Genomic DNA, 16,392 nt, shown 5'->3' with positions numbered 1-16,392 from the left:
GGCCTTGCAGGGCCCGGCGACGTCATCTCAGGCGCTGGCGGCCTCTGCCGCGATCTCGGCGCGGGACTTGCGGCCGCGCTCGGTCGCCGATTTCAGCTGGCCGCAGGCGGCCATGATGTCCTCGCCGCGCGGGGTGCGGATCGGCGAGGCATAGCCAGCCTTGTGGACGATATCGGCAAAGGCCTCGATGCGCTCCCAGCTCGAGCGCTTATAGGCGACGCCGGGCCATTCGTTGAACGGGATCAGGTTGATCTTGGCCGGGATGCCACGGATCAGCTTGACCAGACGGCGGGCATCCGCGTCGCTGTCGTTCACGCCGTCCAGCATGACATATTCGAAGGTGATGCGCTCGCTGTTCGACAGGCGCGGATATTCGCGCAGCGCGTTCAGCAGCGTCTCGATGTTCCATTTCTTGTTCACCGGGACCAGCATGTTGCGGGTCTCGTCGGTGGTCGCATGGAAGCTGACGGCCAGCAGGCAGCCGATCTCTTCGGCGGTCTTGGCAATCTCGGGGACGATGCCGGACGTGGACAGCGTGATGCGGCGGCGCGACAGGCTGATGCCCTCGCCATCCATCACGACCTTCATCGCGTCGCGGACATTGTCGAAATTGTAAAGCGGCTCGCCCATGCCCATCAGCACGACATTCGAGACGAGGCGCGTCTCGTCCTTGGGCGCGCCCTGCACCGGCCATTCGCCCAGATCGTCACGTGCCACCATGACCTGCCCGACGATTTCCCCGGCCGTCAGGTTGCGCACCAGCTTTTGCGTGCCGGTATGACAGAAGGAGCAGGTCAGCGTGCAGCCGACTTGGCTGGAAATGCAGAGCGTGCCGCGGTTTTCTTCGGGGATATAGACAGTCTCGACCTCATGGCCGCCGGCGATGCGCAAAAGGTACTTGCGCGTGCCGTCCGCCGAGATCTGGCGGGTGACGATCTCGGGCAGCGAGATCTCGAAACGCTCGGCCAGAAAGGCGCGGTAATCCTTGGCCAGATTGGTCATCTGCGCGAAATCGCGCACGCCCCAGTGATAGACCCATTGCCAGATCTGGCCGACGCGCATCTTGGCTTGCTTCTCGGGCGTGCCCGCCTCGATCAGGGCGTCGCGCAGCTGGTCGCGGGTCAGGCCGACGATATTCGTCAGCGCCGATTCCGGCAATTTGCGCGGGATGGTCAACAGGTCCTGAGTGATCGGGGCGGTCATGGCTAGGGTGTCCGGGCGGCTGGGGAAGGCAGTTATATAGGGTAATCGCGCCCAAAAGAAAACAGGGGCGCAGGCCCCTGTTCGTGGAATCGCCGGATTCAGCCCTGTAAGTGGATTATTTGCAGGCGCTCTGGGCCTTGTTGGTCATTGCCGTGATGCCCGACAGGCTGAAGCTGTCCTTGGTCACGGTTCCGCGTCCGGACTGCCCCGAAACCGTGGCGGACGAGCCCGCGCGCAGGGCCGAGATCAGTTTTCCATCCGCAGCGGGGGATTCGGCCCAGGCGCTTTCGCCCTCGGTGAACAGCTTGAACACCTGGCCACCCACGTTCAGCTCGACGGTCGAGCCGGAGGCGAAGGGGTAGCCCCCGGCAAAGGAGACCTCGCCCGCCTGGCCGGGGCGGTAGGTGACGTAAAGGCGGATATCGCCACGCGTCACCTCTTTGGGATTGCCGTCCGCATCGGTATTCCGGCTTTCCACCGGGGCCGAGACCGCCCAGCATTCTTTCGGGCTGGATGCCGAGAACGCGGTCCAACTGCCGGAATTCCCGATCGAATCCTGTGCAAGAACGGGGGTGGTAAGGGCGGCAGCGATAAGGGCGGCTGCCCCCGCCACCCGCGACACGGAATACAACATGCTCTGGCCTCCTGGCATTGTCCGGTTTACCCCGGCTTGTTGCCGATGAATTTGGTGGTTTCAACTGTCTAAGCGCAGGATAATGCGAAATCGCCCCTTGGAAAAACCCCCGTTCCCGGAAAATCGCGGGAATGTCAGGGTCGCGGGTGCCGACCCGGCGGTAGGGCAGGGCCACGGGACCGGCTCTCACCCTTGCCGGGGCTTGATGAGACAGGCTCCGGTCGGTCCGGAGCGAGTCCGAAAACTCGTCCATCTCGCGGCGTGGTTGCGACCGACGGCTCCTTACGCGCGGTGCGCGAAGCCCGCGAATCGCTTTCCGACGGCATTTCGGAGCGCTCTGCCCGGAACATATGCAAAGACCGAGGACCTTCTTTCGGCAGCCGGCAGCATTACGCGCAGACCCCGGCGCGTTGGCTTGGATTTTGTCCAATTTGTCTGATGTCGCTACCTGTGTCGCCACAATGTCGCGGCATCTGGGCTAAGATGAGATGCTTCACGTCTGCATCATGCAAGGAGTCCCCTCATGGCGACGCTTTCCTACAGATACTATGCCGTGATCTATGCCGATATGCTGGCCGATATCGCCGAGACCCTCGACGACCAGCTGGATCGGCTGAGTGACCTCAATGTCCTTAGCGGCACGATGGGCAATGACACGCTTCGTGGCACGAACAAGGATGACGGTATCCTTGGCCTTGCCGGAAACGATCGCCTGTTCGGCTATGACGGGGTCGATTTCCTGACTGGCGGCACCGGCGATGACAGCCTCTGGGGCGGCAACGGGCAGGATTTCCTGTTCGGCAATTCCGGAAACGATATTTTCTGGGGCCAGTACGGCAATGATTTCATCGATGGCGGCACGGCCAATGACACGATCTATGGCGGTGTCGGAAATGACAGCCTTTATGGCTTTTTCGGCAATGACAGCCTGATCGGAGAGGATGGCAATGACATTCTCTATGGCGGTTACGGAAATGATTACCTTGCGGGGAATGCCGGCAAGGATACGCTGCGCGGCGATTTCGGGGATGACACGCTGAGCGGCGGAGGCGGCAATGACCTCTTGTCGGGCGGCTGGGGCCATGACGAGTTCATGTATAATGGTGGCACCGACAAGATCATCGATTTCGAGACCGGGCTGCGCAAGGACGGCAGCGAAACCGGTGCGCCGCCCGAAGACATCACCATCGATATCGAGGGGATCGACGATTACGCCGATCTCTATGCGACGGCGAATCAGGTGGGCAAGGACGTGGTCTTCCTGTTCGGCGGTGGCAATACGCTGACGCTGCAGGGCGTGCCTCTCGGCCAGCTCGAAGCGTCGATGTTCGACTTCGTCTGAGGTTCAGAGCATCTGCCAGATCAGCCGCAGCGCAAGCGCGCCCGAGGTCACGACCAGCAACGGCTTGATGACCCGGGAACCGATGCGCATGGCCAAGCGTGCGCCCAGGCTCGCCCCGGCGATCTGGGCCACGGCCATGGCGGCGCCGACGGCCCAGAGCGGATTGCCGATCGCGGCAAAGGCGATCAGGCTTCCGAGATTCGAGGCAAAATTCAGCAATTTGGTATGGGCTGTGGCCTTCAGCACGCCATATCCGGCCAGCATGACAAAGCTGAGCATGAAAAACGCGCCGGTTCCGGGGCCGATCAGCCCGTCATAGAAGGCGATCAGCGGCACCGCCGTGGCGGTGAACACCAAGGGAGAGACGCGCCTTGCGCGGTCGCTGTCGTCGATCCCCGGCTTCAATGCGAAAAACACCGCGATCGCGACCAGCACCACGGGCAGACCGTAACGCAGCGCGTCGGTCGGGATCGAGGTCACGAAAAGCGCCCCGATAAACCCGGCGATCAGGGCGATGGCCGCTTCCAGCCTTTGGCTGCGCAGGTCCACCAGACCGCGCCGGGCATAGGAAATGGCCGCAGTTGCCGCCCCAAACACCCCCTGCACCTTGTTCGTGGCGAGAGCCTGCGCGGGGGGCACGCCGGCCAGCATCAGGACAGGCAGGGTGATCAGCCCTCCGCCTCCGGCGATGGAATCGACGAAACCGGCGGCGAAGGCGGCACCGATCAAGAGCAGGACGAGGTCAAGGGACAGTTCGAACATGGCGGCTGTCTTGGGGCCGCGTTCGGGCTTTGTAAAGCCGCCTCAGCCGCGCGGATGCGCCGACAGGTAAACGGCGAGCAAACGGGCATCATCGACGCCGGTATAGACCTGCGTCGTCGACAGGCTGGCATGGCCCAGAAGTTCCTGGATCGTGCGCAGATCGCCACCGGCGGCCAAGAGATGCGTGGCAAAGGAATGGCGCAGCGCATGGGGCGTCGCGGATTGCGGCAGGCCCAGCGATTGCCGCATCAGCCGCATCGCATTGCCCAGGACCGAGGCGTTTAACCTGCCGCCGCGTGCGCCGCGAAACAGGGGCGCGCGCGGCTCGACCGGGTAGGGGCAAAGGCGGATATACTCCTCGACGGCGTCGCGGGCGACCGGAAGGACCGGAACCTGCCGTTCTTTCTGCCCCTTGCCACGAATGGTCAGCGACTCGCGCAGGGGGAAATCCGCGCCATCAAGCTGCAAGGCCTCGGAAATTCGCAGCCCGCAGCCGTAAAGCAGCGTCAGCACGGCGGCATCGCGGGCCGCGATCCAAGGCTCTGAATGCGATTCGCCCGCGATCTCCAGCAGGTCCTGCGCCTGCTCGGGGGCGAGCGGGCGCGGCAGCGAGCGGGCATATTTCGGCCCGCGCGAGGCCAAGGCCTTCGAGGCGTCAAAGCCGTGGCGATCCGACATCCAGCGAATGAAGCTGCGCACCGCCGACAGCCTGCGTGCCAGCGAGCGCGCGCCCAGCCCCCGACCGCGCTCGGCGGCGGCAAAGGCGCGCATGTCGGATTGGGTCAACTCGCCCAATGTGCCGGGCAGGGCAGGCGTGCCGTGATAGCCGCCGAGAAAGGCCAGAAAAGTCAGCAGATCGGCCTGATAGGCGCGAATCGTATTGTCCGAACGGTCGCGCGTCGCCCGCTCGCTGTCGAGCCACCGCGCCAGTTGGTCCGCCATCAGAGGCGCTAGGGCAAGCGGCGGGTGGTCTGCGGTCATTCCCGCAGCCACGAGATCAGGACAAGCCTGAAGGCCTGACCAAAGAAGCGCAAAAGATCCGTGCCATGCGCCGGGCTGAACCGCGCGCCATCACTCGATCCCATCAAGAGCAGAGCCGGGAAGCGGCCGACACCCAGATCGATGGGCAAAAGCGCCTCGGAGCGGATCGGCGCGCGGGCATTGCCGTGAAGCGCCTCGGACTGCTCGGCGACGCGGCGCAGGATGATGTCATCCCCGCGCGGCGCGCGCCTTCCGCCCGAGATCATCTCTGCGATGGTCCCGCTCGCCACGATGGTCAGCGGTCCGGACAGATCCGGTCGCGTCTCGGGGGCGTTGGTTTCCATGATCAGCCGCAGGGTCTCGACCCGCAGGATGGGGGCGACGGCGCTTTCCAGATTTTCCAGAAAGGCGTCGAAATCCATCGGCTCCAGCAGCGACAGCACCGCGCGGTGGATGGTGTTCATCCCCGACTGGTTTTCATAGGCGGTCGAGATCACCGATTCATGGGCGGTCTCCAGACGATCGAGGCGCGTCTCCAGCGCCTCCATCGCCCGGCCGCGGATATCGACGACATTGTCGCCGAAATCCGCTTCGCGCGCGCCGATCAGCGCGCGCATCAGGTCGCGGTCGGAAAGGATCAGTTCGGGCCGGGCCAAGAGCCGGGCGCGCAGATCCTCGGGAAGATCGACGGCCTGATCCTTGCTCATCAGCCGATCTTCTGGCCGGTCTTGGCCCAGTCGGCGTCGAACTGCGCCAGACCCTTGTCGGTCAGGACGTGGTTGACCATCGACTTGATCACGGCCGGCGGCGCGGTGATGACATCGGCGCCGACGCGGGCAGCGTCGGTGATGTGGTTCACCGAGCGGATCGAGGCCGCCAGGATCTCGGTGCGGAAGTCGTAATTGTCATAGATCGTGCGGATGTCCTCGATCAGCTGCATCCCGTCGAGGTTGATGTCGTCCAGACGGCCGATGAAGGGGCTGATGAAGGTCGCGCCAGCTTTCGCGGCCAGGATCGCCTGCGCTGCCGAGAAGCACAGCGTCACGTTGACCATGTGGCCTTCGGACGACAGCGCCTTACAGGCCTTGAGGCCGTCCCAGGTCAGCGGGACCTTGACGGTGATGTTCTTGGCGATCTCGGCCAGGTGCTTGCCTTCGCGGATCATCTCGGCGGCGTCTTTCGCGACCACCTCGGCGCTGACCGGGCCTTCGACGATGTCGCAGATTTCCTTGGTCACTTCGATGATGTCGCGGCCCGATTTCAGGATCAGCGAGGGGTTGGTAGTGACGCCATCGACCATGCCCAGATCGTTCAGTTCACGAATGGCGGCGGTGTCGGCGGTATCGACGAAGAATTTCATGGCAGATGGCCTTGCTTTCGGGATTTGGTGTGGGTTTAGCCGATAATGGCTCGCGGGTGAAGTCCGGGCGGGCGGCTTGCGGCCGAAGGACGCGGCGTGCCACAATCCTGCCACGCCCTGCCGGAGACCCGCGTGAACGCCCGAAGCAACAGATTCATGCTCTGACCGATGGAGCGGCCGCTTTTCTACCCCCATGGCACGCGCATTGCCGTGCTGACGCAAGAGGTCGTGGGCATCCTCGACTATCTCGCGCCCGAGGGCGGCGTGCGGCTGGGCCAGCTGGTCGTCGTGCCTTTGGGGCCGCGCCGGGTCATGGGCGCGGTCTGGGGGCCGGGCATGGGGGATTTCGATGCCTCGAAACTGCGCCCCGTCGCGCGGCTGGTCGATGCGCCGCCGCTTGCCCCCGAGATGATCGAGTTCCTGACCCGGATGGGGGAATATACCCTGACGCCGCTGCCCGCGATGCTGCGGATGGCGACGCGGGCCCCGGATCTGGATCAGCCGCCCTCGGCCCGGCGGGTGATCCATCGCGCCGGTCCGCCGCCCGAGCGCATGACAGATGCCCGCGCAGCCGTCCTGCAGGTGATCGAGGATCACGGCGGGGCGGGTTTCGCGCCCTCGGAACTGGCGCAACTGGCCGGGGTCACCTCCAGCGTCGTTCAAGGTCTGGTCAAGGCGGGCACGCTGACCGAGACCTTAGCCCCGCGCGATACGCCCTATCCCAAGCTCGATCCCGATCTGCCGGGCAAGCCGCTGGCCCCCGATCAGGCCGAGGCGGCGCAGCAATTGCGCACGGCGCTTCAGGGCCGCCGCTACGGCACGACGCTTTTGCGCGGCGTCACCGGCTCGGGCAAGACCGAGGTCTATCTGGAAGCCGTCGCGGAATGTCTGCGGCAGGGGCGGCAGGCGCTGGTCCTGCTGCCCGAGATCGCGCTGTCCTCGGAATTCCTGAACCGCGTCGAGGCGCGTTTCGGCGAGCGTCCCGGCGAATGGCATTCGGGCATCACGCGCACCGAACGCCGCAGGTTGTGGACCATGGCCGCGACGAACCATGTCGGCATGGTCGTGGGCGCGCGCTCGGCGCTGTTCCTGCCCTTTGCCGATCTTGGCCTGATCGTCGTCGATGAAGAGCATGACAGCTCCTACAAGCAGGAGGATGTCGTCTTTTACAGCGCCCGCGACATGGCGGTGCTGCGCGCCTCGGTCGCGGGTGCGCAGGTGGTGCTGGCCTCGGCCACGCCCTCGCTGGAAAGTTGGGTGAATGCGGGGGCGGGAAAATATGCCCGCATCGATCTGCGCGCGCGCTATGGCACGGCGGAACTGCCCGAGATGGGCGCGATCGACCTGCGCAAGCAGGAGATGGAGAAGGGCCGCTGGATCAGCCCGCGCCTTGCCGCCGAGATCCGCGCGCGCAAGGCAAGGGGCGAGCAGTCGCTTCTGTTCCTGAACCGGCGCGGCTATGCCCCGATCACCGCCTGCCGGGCCTGCGGCCAGCAGGTCGGCTGCGAGCAATGCGATGCCCGCATGGTCGAGCACCGGTTCCAGAATCGCCTCGTCTGCCACCAATGCGGCGAGACCCGGCCCGTGCCCGTCGCCTGCCCGAGCTGCGGCGTCGAGGGCAGGATGACCGCCATCGGCCCCGGCGTCGAGCGCCTCGCCGAGGAGGTCGCCGAGCGCTTCCCCGAGGCCCGGGCGACGGTGCTGTCCTCGGACCTGTTCCATTCCGCCCGCGCGCTGAAAGAGGCCATTGCCGAGATCAGCGCCGGTGAGACCGACATCATCATCGGCACCCAGATCGTCGCCAAGGGGCACAATTTCCCCGGCCTGACGCTGGTCGGCGTGATCGACGCCGATCTCGGGCTGCAAGGTGCCGACATGCGCGCGGCCGAGCGCAGCTTCCAACTGATGCGCCAGGTCGCGGGCCGGGCCGGTCGCGAAGGCGGCGAGGCGCGGGGCCTCGCGCTTTTGCAGACCCACCAGCCCGAGCATCCGGTGATCCGCGCGATCCTCTCGGGCGAGGATGAGGAATTCTGGGATGCCGAGGCGATGCAGCGCCAGCAGGCCGGGATGCCGCCCTTCGGCCGGCTGGCGGGGGTGATCCTCTCGCATCCCGATCAGCCCGTGGTCGAGGATTACGCCCGCGAACTGGCGCGCCGCGGCGGGCCGCTGCGATCGGTCGGAGCCGAGCTTTGGGGCCCCGCGCCCGCGCCCATCGCCCGTATCAGGGGGCGTTACCGGGTGCGGATGCTGATTCGCGCGCCGCGGCAGGCCCCCTTGCAGCAGGCAATCTCGGAATGGCTGGCTATCGCGCCCAAGGCACCGCCGAATCTCCGCCTATCCGTTGATATAGACCCGCAGAGCTTTTTCTAATGGCCGTGGCGGTCCAGAAAACCCGCAAGCACCCCCGCCAGCCGCTCGGCCCAGAGCATTTGCCCGGCGGCATCCTCGATCAGGTCGTTGCAGATTTCGATCAGCACATTGGGGCGGCCATGGGCAAGACCATGCCTGTCGATCGAATCGCCGTCCAGATGGCCGGAATAGGGCTCGTTGTCGCCGGTGACCCAGCCCTTGTCGCGGCATTCGCGGATCAAGGGCGGACCCAGCCTTTCGTCGCGATGGGAATAAAGCACGCCGACTTCCCAAGGTCGGCGCGCCCGGCCGCGCAACTGCCGTGTAAAGCTGTGAATGGCGCAGATCGCGCGGCGCGGATGGGCGGCCGCCAATGCGGCATAAGCGCTGTGATAGGGACGATAGAGCAGCTCCAGCCGCCGTGCGCGTTCGGTCGCGTCCATGCGGCGATTGGCGGGGATCACCGTGCCGTCATAGATCCGCATCAAGAGCGTCGGGTCATCCTCGCCCCGATTCGGGTCGATCACGAGGCGCGAGAAATTCGACAGGATCGCCGGGGCGTCGAGCCTATCGGCCAGCATGCGCGACAGTCCCGCCGCGCCCACGTCATAGGCGATGTGGCGGGCCATGTCCTCGGGCGCGATGCCCAGATCGCCGCCATTGATCCAGTCCGGTACGCGGTTCGAGGCGTGATCGCAGGTGATGAGCCAGCGCGACGCCCGGTCACATCCGATGGTGGTAAAAGCTGCTGCCGTCATGGTTCCTTGGCCTTCTTGATCGCAAGGTTTAGACAAGCCCTTGGACCTGCGCCAGTTGCCGCGAGGCTGGGCTTGGGGATATACAGCGCGTGCTAGCGCAAACACGGACGGGAGAACCGGATGAGACGGCATCGCAAGGTCAAGATTGTGGCAACCCTCGGGCCAGCCTCCAGCGATTTCGCCACGATCCGGGCGCTGTTCGAGGCGGGTGCGGATGTTTTCCGCCTGAATATGAGTCACGGCACCCATGATGAGCAGCGCGCGCGCTATGACATCATTCGCCGCGTCGAGGCCGAATCGGGCCGTCCGATCGCCGTTCTGGCCGACCTGCAAGGCCCGAAACTGCGCGTGGGCACTTTTGCTGAAGGCCCGCACGACCTGACCGAGGGTCAGGCTTTCCGCTTTGACCTCGACGAGACGCCGGGCACGATCGAACGTGTACAACTGCCCCATCCCGAGATTTTCGCGGCGCTTCAGGCCGGCTCGGAACTGCTGGTCAATGACGGCAAGATCCGGTTGCAGGTGCAGGATTGCGGCGCGGATTTCGCCAATTGCACGGTTACGGCAGGTGGGCCGATCTCGAACCGCAAGGGCGTGAACGTGCCCGATGTGGTGCTGCCGCTGGCGGCGCTGTCCGACAAGGACCGTGAAGATCTGGAATTCGCCTGCGAACTGGGCGCAGACTGGCTGGCTTTGTCCTTCGTCCAGCGCCCCGAGGACGTCATCGAGGCTCGCAAGCTCGCCAAGGGCCGCGCCGCCATCCTGTCGAAGATCGAGAAACCCGCCGCCGTTCGTGCGTTTTCGGAAATCCTCAAGGTCTCGGACGGGATCATGGTGGCGCGGGGCGATCTGGGCGTCGAATTGCCCGTCCATTCGGTCCCGCCGATCCAGAAGCGCCTGACCCGTGCCTGCCGCGCGGCGGCGAAACCCGTGATCGTCGCGACCCAGATGCTGGAATCGATGATCGAAAGCCCGATGCCGACTCGCGCCGAAGTGTCAGACGTTGCGACCGCGATCTATGAGGGCGCGGATGCGATCATGCTGTCGGCGGAAAGCGCCGCCGGGGCCTATCCGGTCGAGGCGGTCAGCACGATGGATGCGGTCGCGCGCTCGGTCGAATCGGACCCGACCTATCGCGAAATCATCGAAAGCTCGCGCCAGGCCAAGCGTCAAACGGTCGCAGATGGCATCGTCGCCGCCGCCCGCGAGATTGCCGAGACGACCGATATTTCCGCGATCTGCGCCTTTACCCAATCGGGCACCACGGGCAGCCTGATCGCCCGCGAGCGTCCGCGCGTGCCGATCATCGCCATGTCCTCGGAAATCCCGACGCTGCGCAGACTTTGCCTGACCTGGGGCACGCATTGCGTGCTGACGCCCTCGCTCGAACGCTTCAAGCAGGCGGTGGTGAATGCGGCCAAGGCGGCGCGCGATTTCGGTTTTGCCGACGAGACGAACCAGATCGTGGTGACCGCGGGCGTGCCCTTCAACCAGTCGGGAACGACGAATATCCTGCGCATCGCGCCCTGCGACGAACGCTTGATCTATCGCACCGATCCGGAATAAGCCTTTGAACGCAATCATTCCGGCGATGAGGGACCATCGATGATCGACATCCTGCTGCTGGTCGGCGTGGCGCTTTGCGCCCTGTCGGTCCTCATGGCCATCATCGCGGTCGTCCAGACCCGCGCGCCGCGCGGGGCGGCCATCGCATTGGTTCTTGGTCTGGGGGCGCTTTTCGCCGGAAGCCTGATCGCTGAACGCCCGCTGAGCCTCGAGACCCTGGCCCGGTACTGGGCGCGGGTGACCGGGACCGAAGCGCCCGCTCCAGAGACCGCCCCCGCCCCGGAAGCCGCCCCAGCCGCGTCCGAGAGCGCGTCGGCAGAGGCACCCGCGACCAGCCAGCCCAGCCAATAGGGCTTGCATTTTTCCCGGCGCACCCGTATAGGGCGCGCTTCCACCCGCACGTCCGGCCAATATGGCATTGCCGAGGCGTGCGTTCACTCTGACCGCAAGGAGAGTAAAATGCCGAAGATGAAGACCAAATCGGCCGCCAAAAAGCGGTTCTCGATGACGGCCTCGGGCAAAGTGAAAGCTGGCCCGGCTGGCAAGCGCCACGGCATGATCAAGCGCTCGACGAAATTCATCCGCGACGTGACCGGGACCATGATCCTGTCCGATGCGGACGCGAAAATCGTCAAGAAATACATGCCCTACAACCGCTAAGGAGAACCGGACATGGCACGAGTCAAATCGGGTAAAGTCACCCACGCCCGCCACAAGAAGGTTCTTGACGCGGCGAAAGGCTATTACGGCAACCGTTCGCGTAACTTCCGCACCGCGACCCAGGCTGTCGACAAGGCCAACCAATACGCGACCCGCGACCGCAAGGCCCGCAAGCGTAACTTCCGCGCGCTGTGGATCCAGCGTATCAACGCCGCTGTGCGCGCGATTGATGCCGAGATGACCTATTCGCGCTTCATCGCTGCTCTGGCGAAAGCCGGCATCGAAGTTGACCGCAAGGTTCTGGCCGACCTGGCCGTGCACGAGCCGGAGGCTTTCGCCGCCGTCGTCGCGCAAGCCAAGGCTGCTGCCTGATCTGATCGCCTGAAAAAGGTGAAAGACGATGAAACCCGCGCCTTCGGTGCGGGTTTTGTCGTTCATGGACGGGCATAGCGCACCCCACCAGTCCAGCCAGAGACCCGGTTATCCCGCGCGCGTGCCCTTGGGGCGCAAACCGCTTGGGGTTATCGGCTCTGCGCTGACGGCGCGGCGCAATGTGCTCGAACTGATCCCCGAGATTGCGACACGCCAGCCCATGGTCTCGGGCAGGACCGGCAAGCGCTGGCATATGGTCATGGACCCCGAGGCTTTGCGCGTCGTGCTGAAGGACCGGGTCGAGGATTACCCGAAATCCCTGGTCACCAAGCTGATCCTGGAGCCCGCGATCGGCCAGTCGCTTTTCGTAGCCGAGGGTGCGCATTGGCGCTGGCAGCGCCGCGCCGCCGCGCCCGCCTTCGCGCAGCGCCATGTCGAGGCTCTGGCCCCGGTGATGACCGCCGCCGCCGAGGCGAGCAGCCGCCGCCTTGCCGCCGCCACGGGTCCGGTCGATGTCTTTGCCGAGACGGTGGCCGCAACCTTCGAGGTGATCTCGGACGTAACCTTCTCGGGGGGCGAGGGGTTTGACCGCGATGCGGTGCATCAGGCCATCGACACATATATCGCCGGAACGGCGCGGCTTTCGGTGCTGGATATCCTGGGCCTGCCGGGCTGGATCCCGCGTCCCGGACGGCTCGGATCGGGTCGGGATCTGAAACGGATGAAGCTTGTCGCGGATGACGCGATCCGCGCGCGCGAGCAGTCGGGCCCGCGCCCCATTCCGGATCTGCTCGACCTTCTGCGCGCGGGAGCCGATCCCGAGACCGGACGCGCGATGTCACGGGCGGAGTTGCGCGACAATCTGCTGACCTTCATCGTGGCGGGCCATGAGACCACGGCCTTGACGCTGGCCTGGGCGCTCTATCTCGTGGCCTTCGACCCGCAGGTGCAGGAGCGCGCGGCCATCGAGGCCCGCGCGCTCCTGGGCGCACGCGCCGCCACCGCGCAGGATCTGCCGGGGCTGACTTATACTCGCCAGATCGTCGATGAGGCGCTTCGGCTCTACCCGCCCGCTGCATTCCTGTCGCGGACATCGCGCATCCATGACCGGCTATGCGGGCGCGAGATCCGGCCCGGCGACACGATCATGCTGCCGGTCTATGCGCTGCATCGCCACCACCTGCTCTGGGACGATCCCGACCGTTTCGATCCCGAGCGCTTCGGACCCGGCGTGACGCGCGACCGCTTTGCCTTCCTGCCCTTTGGCGCCGGGCCGCGCATCTGCATTGGCGCGAGTTTCGCGCTGCAAGAAGCGGTCATCATCCTGGCGACGCTGCTTGCGCGGCTGCGCTTCGATCTGACGGATCGCCTTCCGGCGCCGCGCATGATCCTGACACTTCGGCCACATGGCGGGGTCTGGCTGAGGGTTTCGCCGCGCTAATTCTTGCGCGAAACGCGCCGTCATATCAGACTTATCCCATGTAACAGGAGCAAGCCCATGACAGCGATCATCGACTTCCTGAACACGATCTTCTGGGGATATGTGCTGATTTATGGCCTTTTGGCGGTGGGGATCTTTTTCACCATCCGCCTGGGCTTCATACAATTTCGCCATTTCGGCGAGATGTTTCGCTGCGTGATCGGCTCGCGCTCGGGGGACCGGGACGGGATCTCGCCGTTCCAGGCGCTGACCGTCAGCCTGGCAAGCCGCGTCGGCACAGGCAATATCGCCGGGGTCGCGGTGGCGCTGACATTGGGCGGTCCGGGGGCGATCTTCTGGATGTGGATGGTCGCGCTGGTCGGAATGGCCACGGCCTATGCGGAATCGACGCTGGCGCAGCTCTACAAGGAGCACGGGCCCGGCGGCATGTATCGTGGCGGCCCGGCCTATTACATCCAGAAGGGGCTGGGGCAGGGCTGGCTGGCGGCGATCTTTGCCGTGACGCTGATCGTGACCTTCGGGCTGATCTTCAATGCGGTGCAGTCGAACTCGATCGCCGAGGCGGCGGCCGGGGCCTTCGGCATCAACAAGGTGGCGGTCGGGATCGCCGTGGCCGCCCTGTCTGCCATCGTCATTTTTGGCGGCATCCCGCAGATCGCGCGGGTTGCGGAATTCGTCGTGCCCTTCATGGCGGGAGCTTATCTTTTGGCCGCCGCATGGGTGATGATCACCAATTTCACCGAGGTGCCTGGCGTTTTCGTTCATATCATCGCCTCGGCCTTTGGCTGGCAGGAGGCGGCGGGCGGCGCTGCGGGCGGAATTGCGGCCGCGATGTTGAACGGCGTCAAGCGCGGGCTCTTTTCGAACGAGGCCGGCATGGGCTCGGCCCCGAACATCGCCGCCGTCGCCGTTCCCGCGCCGCATCATCCCTCGAGCCAGGGCTTCGTGCAGGCGCTCGGCGTCTTCATCGACACGCTGATGGTCTGCTCGGCTACGGCGGTGATGATCCTGCTTTCGGGCGCGATCCCCAGCGCGGAACTGACCGGCGTCGCGCTGACGCAGGCCGCCCTGACCGAGCATTTCGGCGGCTTTGGCCAGACTTTCGTGGCGGTGGCGATCTTCTTCTTCGCCTTCACCTCGATCATCGGGAACTATGCCTATGCCGAGAACGCCATGGTCTTTTTGGGACATAACCACATGACCGGGGTCGTGGCCTTGCGCGTCGCGGTCATCGCCATGGTGATCTGGGGCGCGATCCAGAAGGTGCAGACGGTCTTTGACTTTGCCGATGCATCCATGGGGCTTATGGCGACCATCAATCTGATCGCCATCGTTGCGCTTTCGGGGACCATTGCCTATGTCACCCGCGATTACCTGCGCCAAAGGGCGGCGGGAGGGGTGCCGACCTTCCATGTGGCCGACCATCCCGAGATCGCTCCGGGCGTGAACCACGAGATCTGGAAGTAAGACGTGATCACCATCTACCACAAACCAACCTGCAGCACCTCGCGCAAGGTGCTGCAGATGATCCGCGATGCAGGCCATGAACCCGAAGTCATCGACTATATCAAACAGGGCTGGGATCGCGGCGCGCTGACCGAATTGCTGGCCGCGGCCAATGTCACGCCCGCGCAGGCGCTGCGCGTCAAGGGCACCGACGCCGCCGAGCGCGGCCTTGTCGGCGCATGCGACGCGACGATCCTTGATCACATGCTGCAAAACCCTGCTCTGGTCGAGCGCCCCATCGTCGCCGGCCCCTCGGCCACGCGGCTCTGCCGCCCGGCGGAACTGGTCTCCGAGACCTTCTGAACCCCCGGACTTTCGCATTCCGCCCGCGCGTGGTAAGGCGCGCGGGAACCGCAAGGAAAGCCGCCATGTCCGATCTGACCACCCTTCGCCAGTCCTATCTCGACCGCATCTCCGGCGCTGCCGATGGTGACGCGCTGGAGCAGGTGCGCCTTGGCGCGCTTGGCAAGAAGGGCGAGATCAGCGGCATGATGAAGGAACTGGGCCGCATGACGCCCGAAGAGCGTCAGACCCGCGGTGCCGACCTGAACCGCCTCAAGGACGAGATCGACGCAGCGCTCCGCGCCCGCAAGCAGGGCCTCGAGGACGCGGCGCTGGATGCCCGCCTGAAAGAGGAATGGCTGGACGTCACCCTGCCGGGCCGCCCGCGCGGCCAGGGCACCATCCACCCGGTCAGCCAGGTCACCGAGGAAGTCACCGCGATCTTCGCCGATATGGGCTTCCGCGTCGCCGAAGGCCCGCAGATCGAAAGCGACTGGTTCAATTTCGACGCGCTGAACATCCCGCCCGAGCATCCCGCCCGGCAGGAGCATGACACCTTCTTCATGGCCCGCGCCGAGGATGACCCGCGCCCGCCGCATGTGCTGCGCACCCATACCTCGCCGGTGCAGATCCGCGCCATGCAAGCCTCGGGCGCGCCGATCCGCGTGATCGCGCCGGGCCGCGTCTATCGCATGGACATGGACCAGACCCATTCGCCGATGTTCCACCAAGTCGAGGGCCTCGCCCTCGGCAAGGACATCTCGATGGCGAACCTGAAATGGACGCTCGAGGAATTCTGCCGCGCCTTCTTCGAGGTCGACAATGTCGAGCTGCGCTTCCGCGCCTCGCATTTCCCCTTCACCGAGCCTTCGGCCGAGGTCGATATCCGCTGCTCGTGGGAGGGCGGCAAGCTGACCATCGGCGAGGGGAACTCGTGGCTCGAGATCCTCGGCTCGGGCATGGTTCATCCGAAAGTGCTGGCCGCCGCCGGGATCGACTCGAATGAATGGCAGGGCTTCGCCTTCGGCATGGGCATCGACCGGATCGCCATGCTGAAATACGGCATCCCCGACCTGCGCGCCTTCTTTGAGAGCGACCTGCGCTGGCTGCGCCATTACGGCTTTGCGGCGGGTGATGTGCCCAGCGTCGCGGGCGGTCTAAGCCGTTAATGTACTG

17 protein-coding genes are annotated in these 16,392 nt (G+C 65.2%); 10 read left to right on the top strand and 7 right to left on the bottom strand.

What is annotated here, in order from left to right; genetic code table 11:
- Nucleotides 1-27: 27 nt before the first annotated feature.
- Together rlmN and ESZ60_RS00915 are read right to left on the bottom strand one after the other, a co-directional pair.
- Nucleotides 28-1,203 (bottom strand): dual-specificity RNA methyltransferase RlmN, encoded by a 1,176-nt coding sequence (gene rlmN / locus ESZ60_RS00920; RefSeq protein WP_134678524.1) that lies wholly within the window; start codon nt 1,201-1,203, stop codon nt 28-30.
- Nucleotides 1,204-1,318: 115 nt separating this feature from the next.
- Nucleotides 1,319-1,837, bottom strand: coding sequence for an invasion associated locus B family protein (locus ESZ60_RS00915; protein ID WP_134678523.1), 519 nt, complete (start codon nt 1,835-1,837; stop codon nt 1,319-1,321).
- Between the two features lie 523 nt (nt 1,838-2,360).
- Here ESZ60_RS00915 and ESZ60_RS00910 point away from each other — a divergent pair.
- Complete coding sequence (locus ESZ60_RS00910) at nt 2,361-3,179, top strand: calcium-binding protein (protein WP_134678522.1); 819 nt, start codon at nt 2,361-2,363, stop codon at nt 3,177-3,179.
- A gap of 3 nt (nt 3,180-3,182) precedes the next feature.
- Here ESZ60_RS00910 and ESZ60_RS00905 read toward each other — a convergent pair whose 3' ends face one another.
- From ESZ60_RS00905 to fsa, 4 genes are read right to left on the bottom strand one after another with little or no spacing between them, the layout of a single operon-like run.
- A complete protein-coding gene (locus ESZ60_RS00905; protein ID WP_134678521.1) occupies nt 3,183-3,941 on the bottom strand; it encodes a TSUP family transporter in 759 nt (252 codons plus the stop codon).
- A 42-nt stretch (nt 3,942-3,983) separates the two neighbouring features.
- Nucleotides 3,984-4,922, bottom strand: coding sequence for a tyrosine recombinase XerC (locus ESZ60_RS00900; RefSeq protein WP_134678520.1), 939 nt, complete (start codon nt 4,920-4,922; stop codon nt 3,984-3,986).
- The gene (locus ESZ60_RS00895) at nt 4,919-5,629 is read right to left on the bottom strand and encodes a DUF484 family protein (protein ID WP_134678519.1); all 711 of its coding nucleotides are present in this window, start codon (nt 5,627-5,629) and stop codon (nt 4,919-4,921) included. Before ESZ60_RS00895 ends, ESZ60_RS00900 begins: the two co-directional genes overlap by 4 nt.
- On the bottom strand, nt 5,629-6,282 hold the full coding sequence (gene fsa / locus ESZ60_RS00890) for a fructose-6-phosphate aldolase (protein WP_134678518.1): 654 nt from the start codon (nt 6,280-6,282) through the stop codon (nt 5,629-5,631). The genes ESZ60_RS00895 and fsa overlap by 1 nt, the downstream gene beginning before the upstream one ends.
- A 168-nt stretch (nt 6,283-6,450) precedes the next feature.
- Here fsa and ESZ60_RS00885 point away from each other — a divergent pair, with 168 nt between their 5' ends.
- On the top strand, nt 6,451-8,652 hold the full coding sequence (locus tag ESZ60_RS00885; protein WP_134678517.1) for a primosomal protein N': 2,202 nt from the start codon (nt 6,451-6,453) through the stop codon (nt 8,650-8,652).
- On the opposite strand, the gene ESZ60_RS00880 is transcribed toward ESZ60_RS00885, so the two are convergent.
- Complete coding sequence (locus ESZ60_RS00880) at nt 8,649-9,389, bottom strand: N-formylglutamate amidohydrolase (RefSeq protein ID WP_134678516.1); 741 nt, start codon at nt 9,387-9,389, stop codon at nt 8,649-8,651. The genes ESZ60_RS00885 and ESZ60_RS00880 overlap by 4 nt on opposite strands.
- A 120-nt stretch (nt 9,390-9,509) precedes the next feature.
- Between ESZ60_RS00880 and pyk the strand changes: the two genes are divergently transcribed.
- The 8 genes from pyk to pheS all read left to right on the top strand — a co-directional run bounded on the left by pyk (nt 9,510) and on the right by pheS (nt 16,385).
- Nucleotides 9,510-10,955, top strand: coding sequence for a pyruvate kinase (gene pyk / locus ESZ60_RS00875; RefSeq protein ID WP_134678515.1), 1,446 nt, complete (start codon nt 9,510-9,512; stop codon nt 10,953-10,955).
- Nucleotides 10,956-10,994: 39 nt separating this feature from the next.
- On the top strand, nt 10,995-11,306 hold the full coding sequence (locus ESZ60_RS00870; protein WP_134678514.1) for a hypothetical protein: 312 nt from the start codon (nt 10,995-10,997) through the stop codon (nt 11,304-11,306).
- Between the two features lie 108 nt (nt 11,307-11,414).
- Nucleotides 11,415-11,615, top strand: coding sequence for a 50S ribosomal protein L35 (gene rpmI / locus ESZ60_RS00865; protein ID WP_024843601.1), 201 nt, complete (start codon nt 11,415-11,417; stop codon nt 11,613-11,615).
- Between the two features lie 12 nt (nt 11,616-11,627).
- Nucleotides 11,628-11,987 (top strand): 50S ribosomal protein L20, encoded by a 360-nt coding sequence (gene rplT, locus ESZ60_RS00860; RefSeq protein WP_134678513.1) that lies wholly within the window; start codon nt 11,628-11,630, stop codon nt 11,985-11,987.
- 64 nt (nt 11,988-12,051) lie between these two features.
- On the top strand, nt 12,052-13,428 hold the full coding sequence (locus ESZ60_RS00855) for a cytochrome P450 (RefSeq protein WP_134678695.1): 1,377 nt from the start codon (nt 12,052-12,054) through the stop codon (nt 13,426-13,428).
- Between the two features lie 57 nt (nt 13,429-13,485).
- Entirely contained in the window at nt 13,486-14,895 is a 1,410-nt protein-coding gene (locus ESZ60_RS00850; RefSeq protein ID WP_134678512.1) for an alanine/glycine:cation symporter family protein, read from the top strand.
- Nucleotides 14,896-14,898: 3 nt separating this feature from the next.
- Complete coding sequence (locus tag ESZ60_RS00845; protein ID WP_134678511.1) at nt 14,899-15,237, top strand: arsenate reductase family protein; 339 nt, start codon at nt 14,899-14,901, stop codon at nt 15,235-15,237.
- Nucleotides 15,238-15,302: 65 nt separating this feature from the next.
- Nucleotides 15,303-16,385: a phenylalanine--tRNA ligase subunit alpha gene (gene pheS, locus ESZ60_RS00840; protein ID WP_134678510.1), complete on the top strand. Its 1,083-nt coding sequence runs from the start codon at nt 15,303-15,305 to the stop codon at nt 16,383-16,385.
- The last annotated feature ends 7 nt before the right edge of the window (nt 16,386-16,392 follow it).

The organism is Paracoccus ravus (assembly GCF_004522175.1).
Taxonomy (GTDB): domain Bacteria; phylum Pseudomonadota; class Alphaproteobacteria; order Rhodobacterales; family Rhodobacteraceae; genus Paracoccus; species Paracoccus ravus.
This window is presented reverse-complemented; position numbering and strand designations above follow the sequence as displayed.

Coding starts and splice junctions, on each gene's coding strand:
- rlmN (WP_134678524.1), bottom strand. CDS start 1,203: ATGACCGCCCCGATCACTCAGGACCTGTTGACCATCCCGCGCAAATTG.
- ESZ60_RS00915 (WP_134678523.1), bottom strand. CDS start 1,837: ATGTTGTATTCCGTGTCGCGGGTGGCGGGGGCAGCCGCCCTTATCGCT.
- ESZ60_RS00910 (WP_134678522.1), top strand. CDS start 2,361: ATGGCGACGCTTTCCTACAGATACTATGCCGTGATCTATGCCGATATG.
- ESZ60_RS00905 (WP_134678521.1), bottom strand. CDS start 3,941: ATGTTCGAACTGTCCCTTGACCTCGTCCTGCTCTTGATCGGTGCCGCC.
- ESZ60_RS00900 (WP_134678520.1), bottom strand. CDS start 4,922: ATGACCGCAGACCACCCGCCGCTTGCCCTAGCGCCTCTGATGGCGGAC.
- ESZ60_RS00895 (WP_134678519.1), bottom strand. CDS start 5,629: ATGAGCAAGGATCAGGCCGTCGATCTTCCCGAGGATCTGCGCGCCCGG.
- fsa (WP_134678518.1), bottom strand. CDS start 6,282: ATGAAATTCTTCGTCGATACCGCCGACACCGCCGCCATTCGTGAACTG.
- ESZ60_RS00885 (WP_134678517.1), top strand. CDS start 6,451: ATGGAGCGGCCGCTTTTCTACCCCCATGGCACGCGCATTGCCGTGCTG.
- ESZ60_RS00880 (WP_134678516.1), bottom strand. CDS start 9,389: ATGACGGCAGCAGCTTTTACCACCATCGGATGTGACCGGGCGTCGCGC.
- pyk (WP_134678515.1), top strand. CDS start 9,510: ATGAGACGGCATCGCAAGGTCAAGATTGTGGCAACCCTCGGGCCAGCC.
- ESZ60_RS00870 (WP_134678514.1), top strand. CDS start 10,995: ATGATCGACATCCTGCTGCTGGTCGGCGTGGCGCTTTGCGCCCTGTCG.
- rpmI (WP_024843601.1), top strand. CDS start 11,415: ATGCCGAAGATGAAGACCAAATCGGCCGCCAAAAAGCGGTTCTCGATG.
- rplT (WP_134678513.1), top strand. CDS start 11,628: ATGGCACGAGTCAAATCGGGTAAAGTCACCCACGCCCGCCACAAGAAG.
- ESZ60_RS00855 (WP_134678695.1), top strand. CDS start 12,052: ATGGACGGGCATAGCGCACCCCACCAGTCCAGCCAGAGACCCGGTTAT.
- ESZ60_RS00850 (WP_134678512.1), top strand. CDS start 13,486: ATGACAGCGATCATCGACTTCCTGAACACGATCTTCTGGGGATATGTG.
- pheS (WP_134678510.1), top strand. CDS start 15,303: ATGTCCGATCTGACCACCCTTCGCCAGTCCTATCTCGACCGCATCTCC.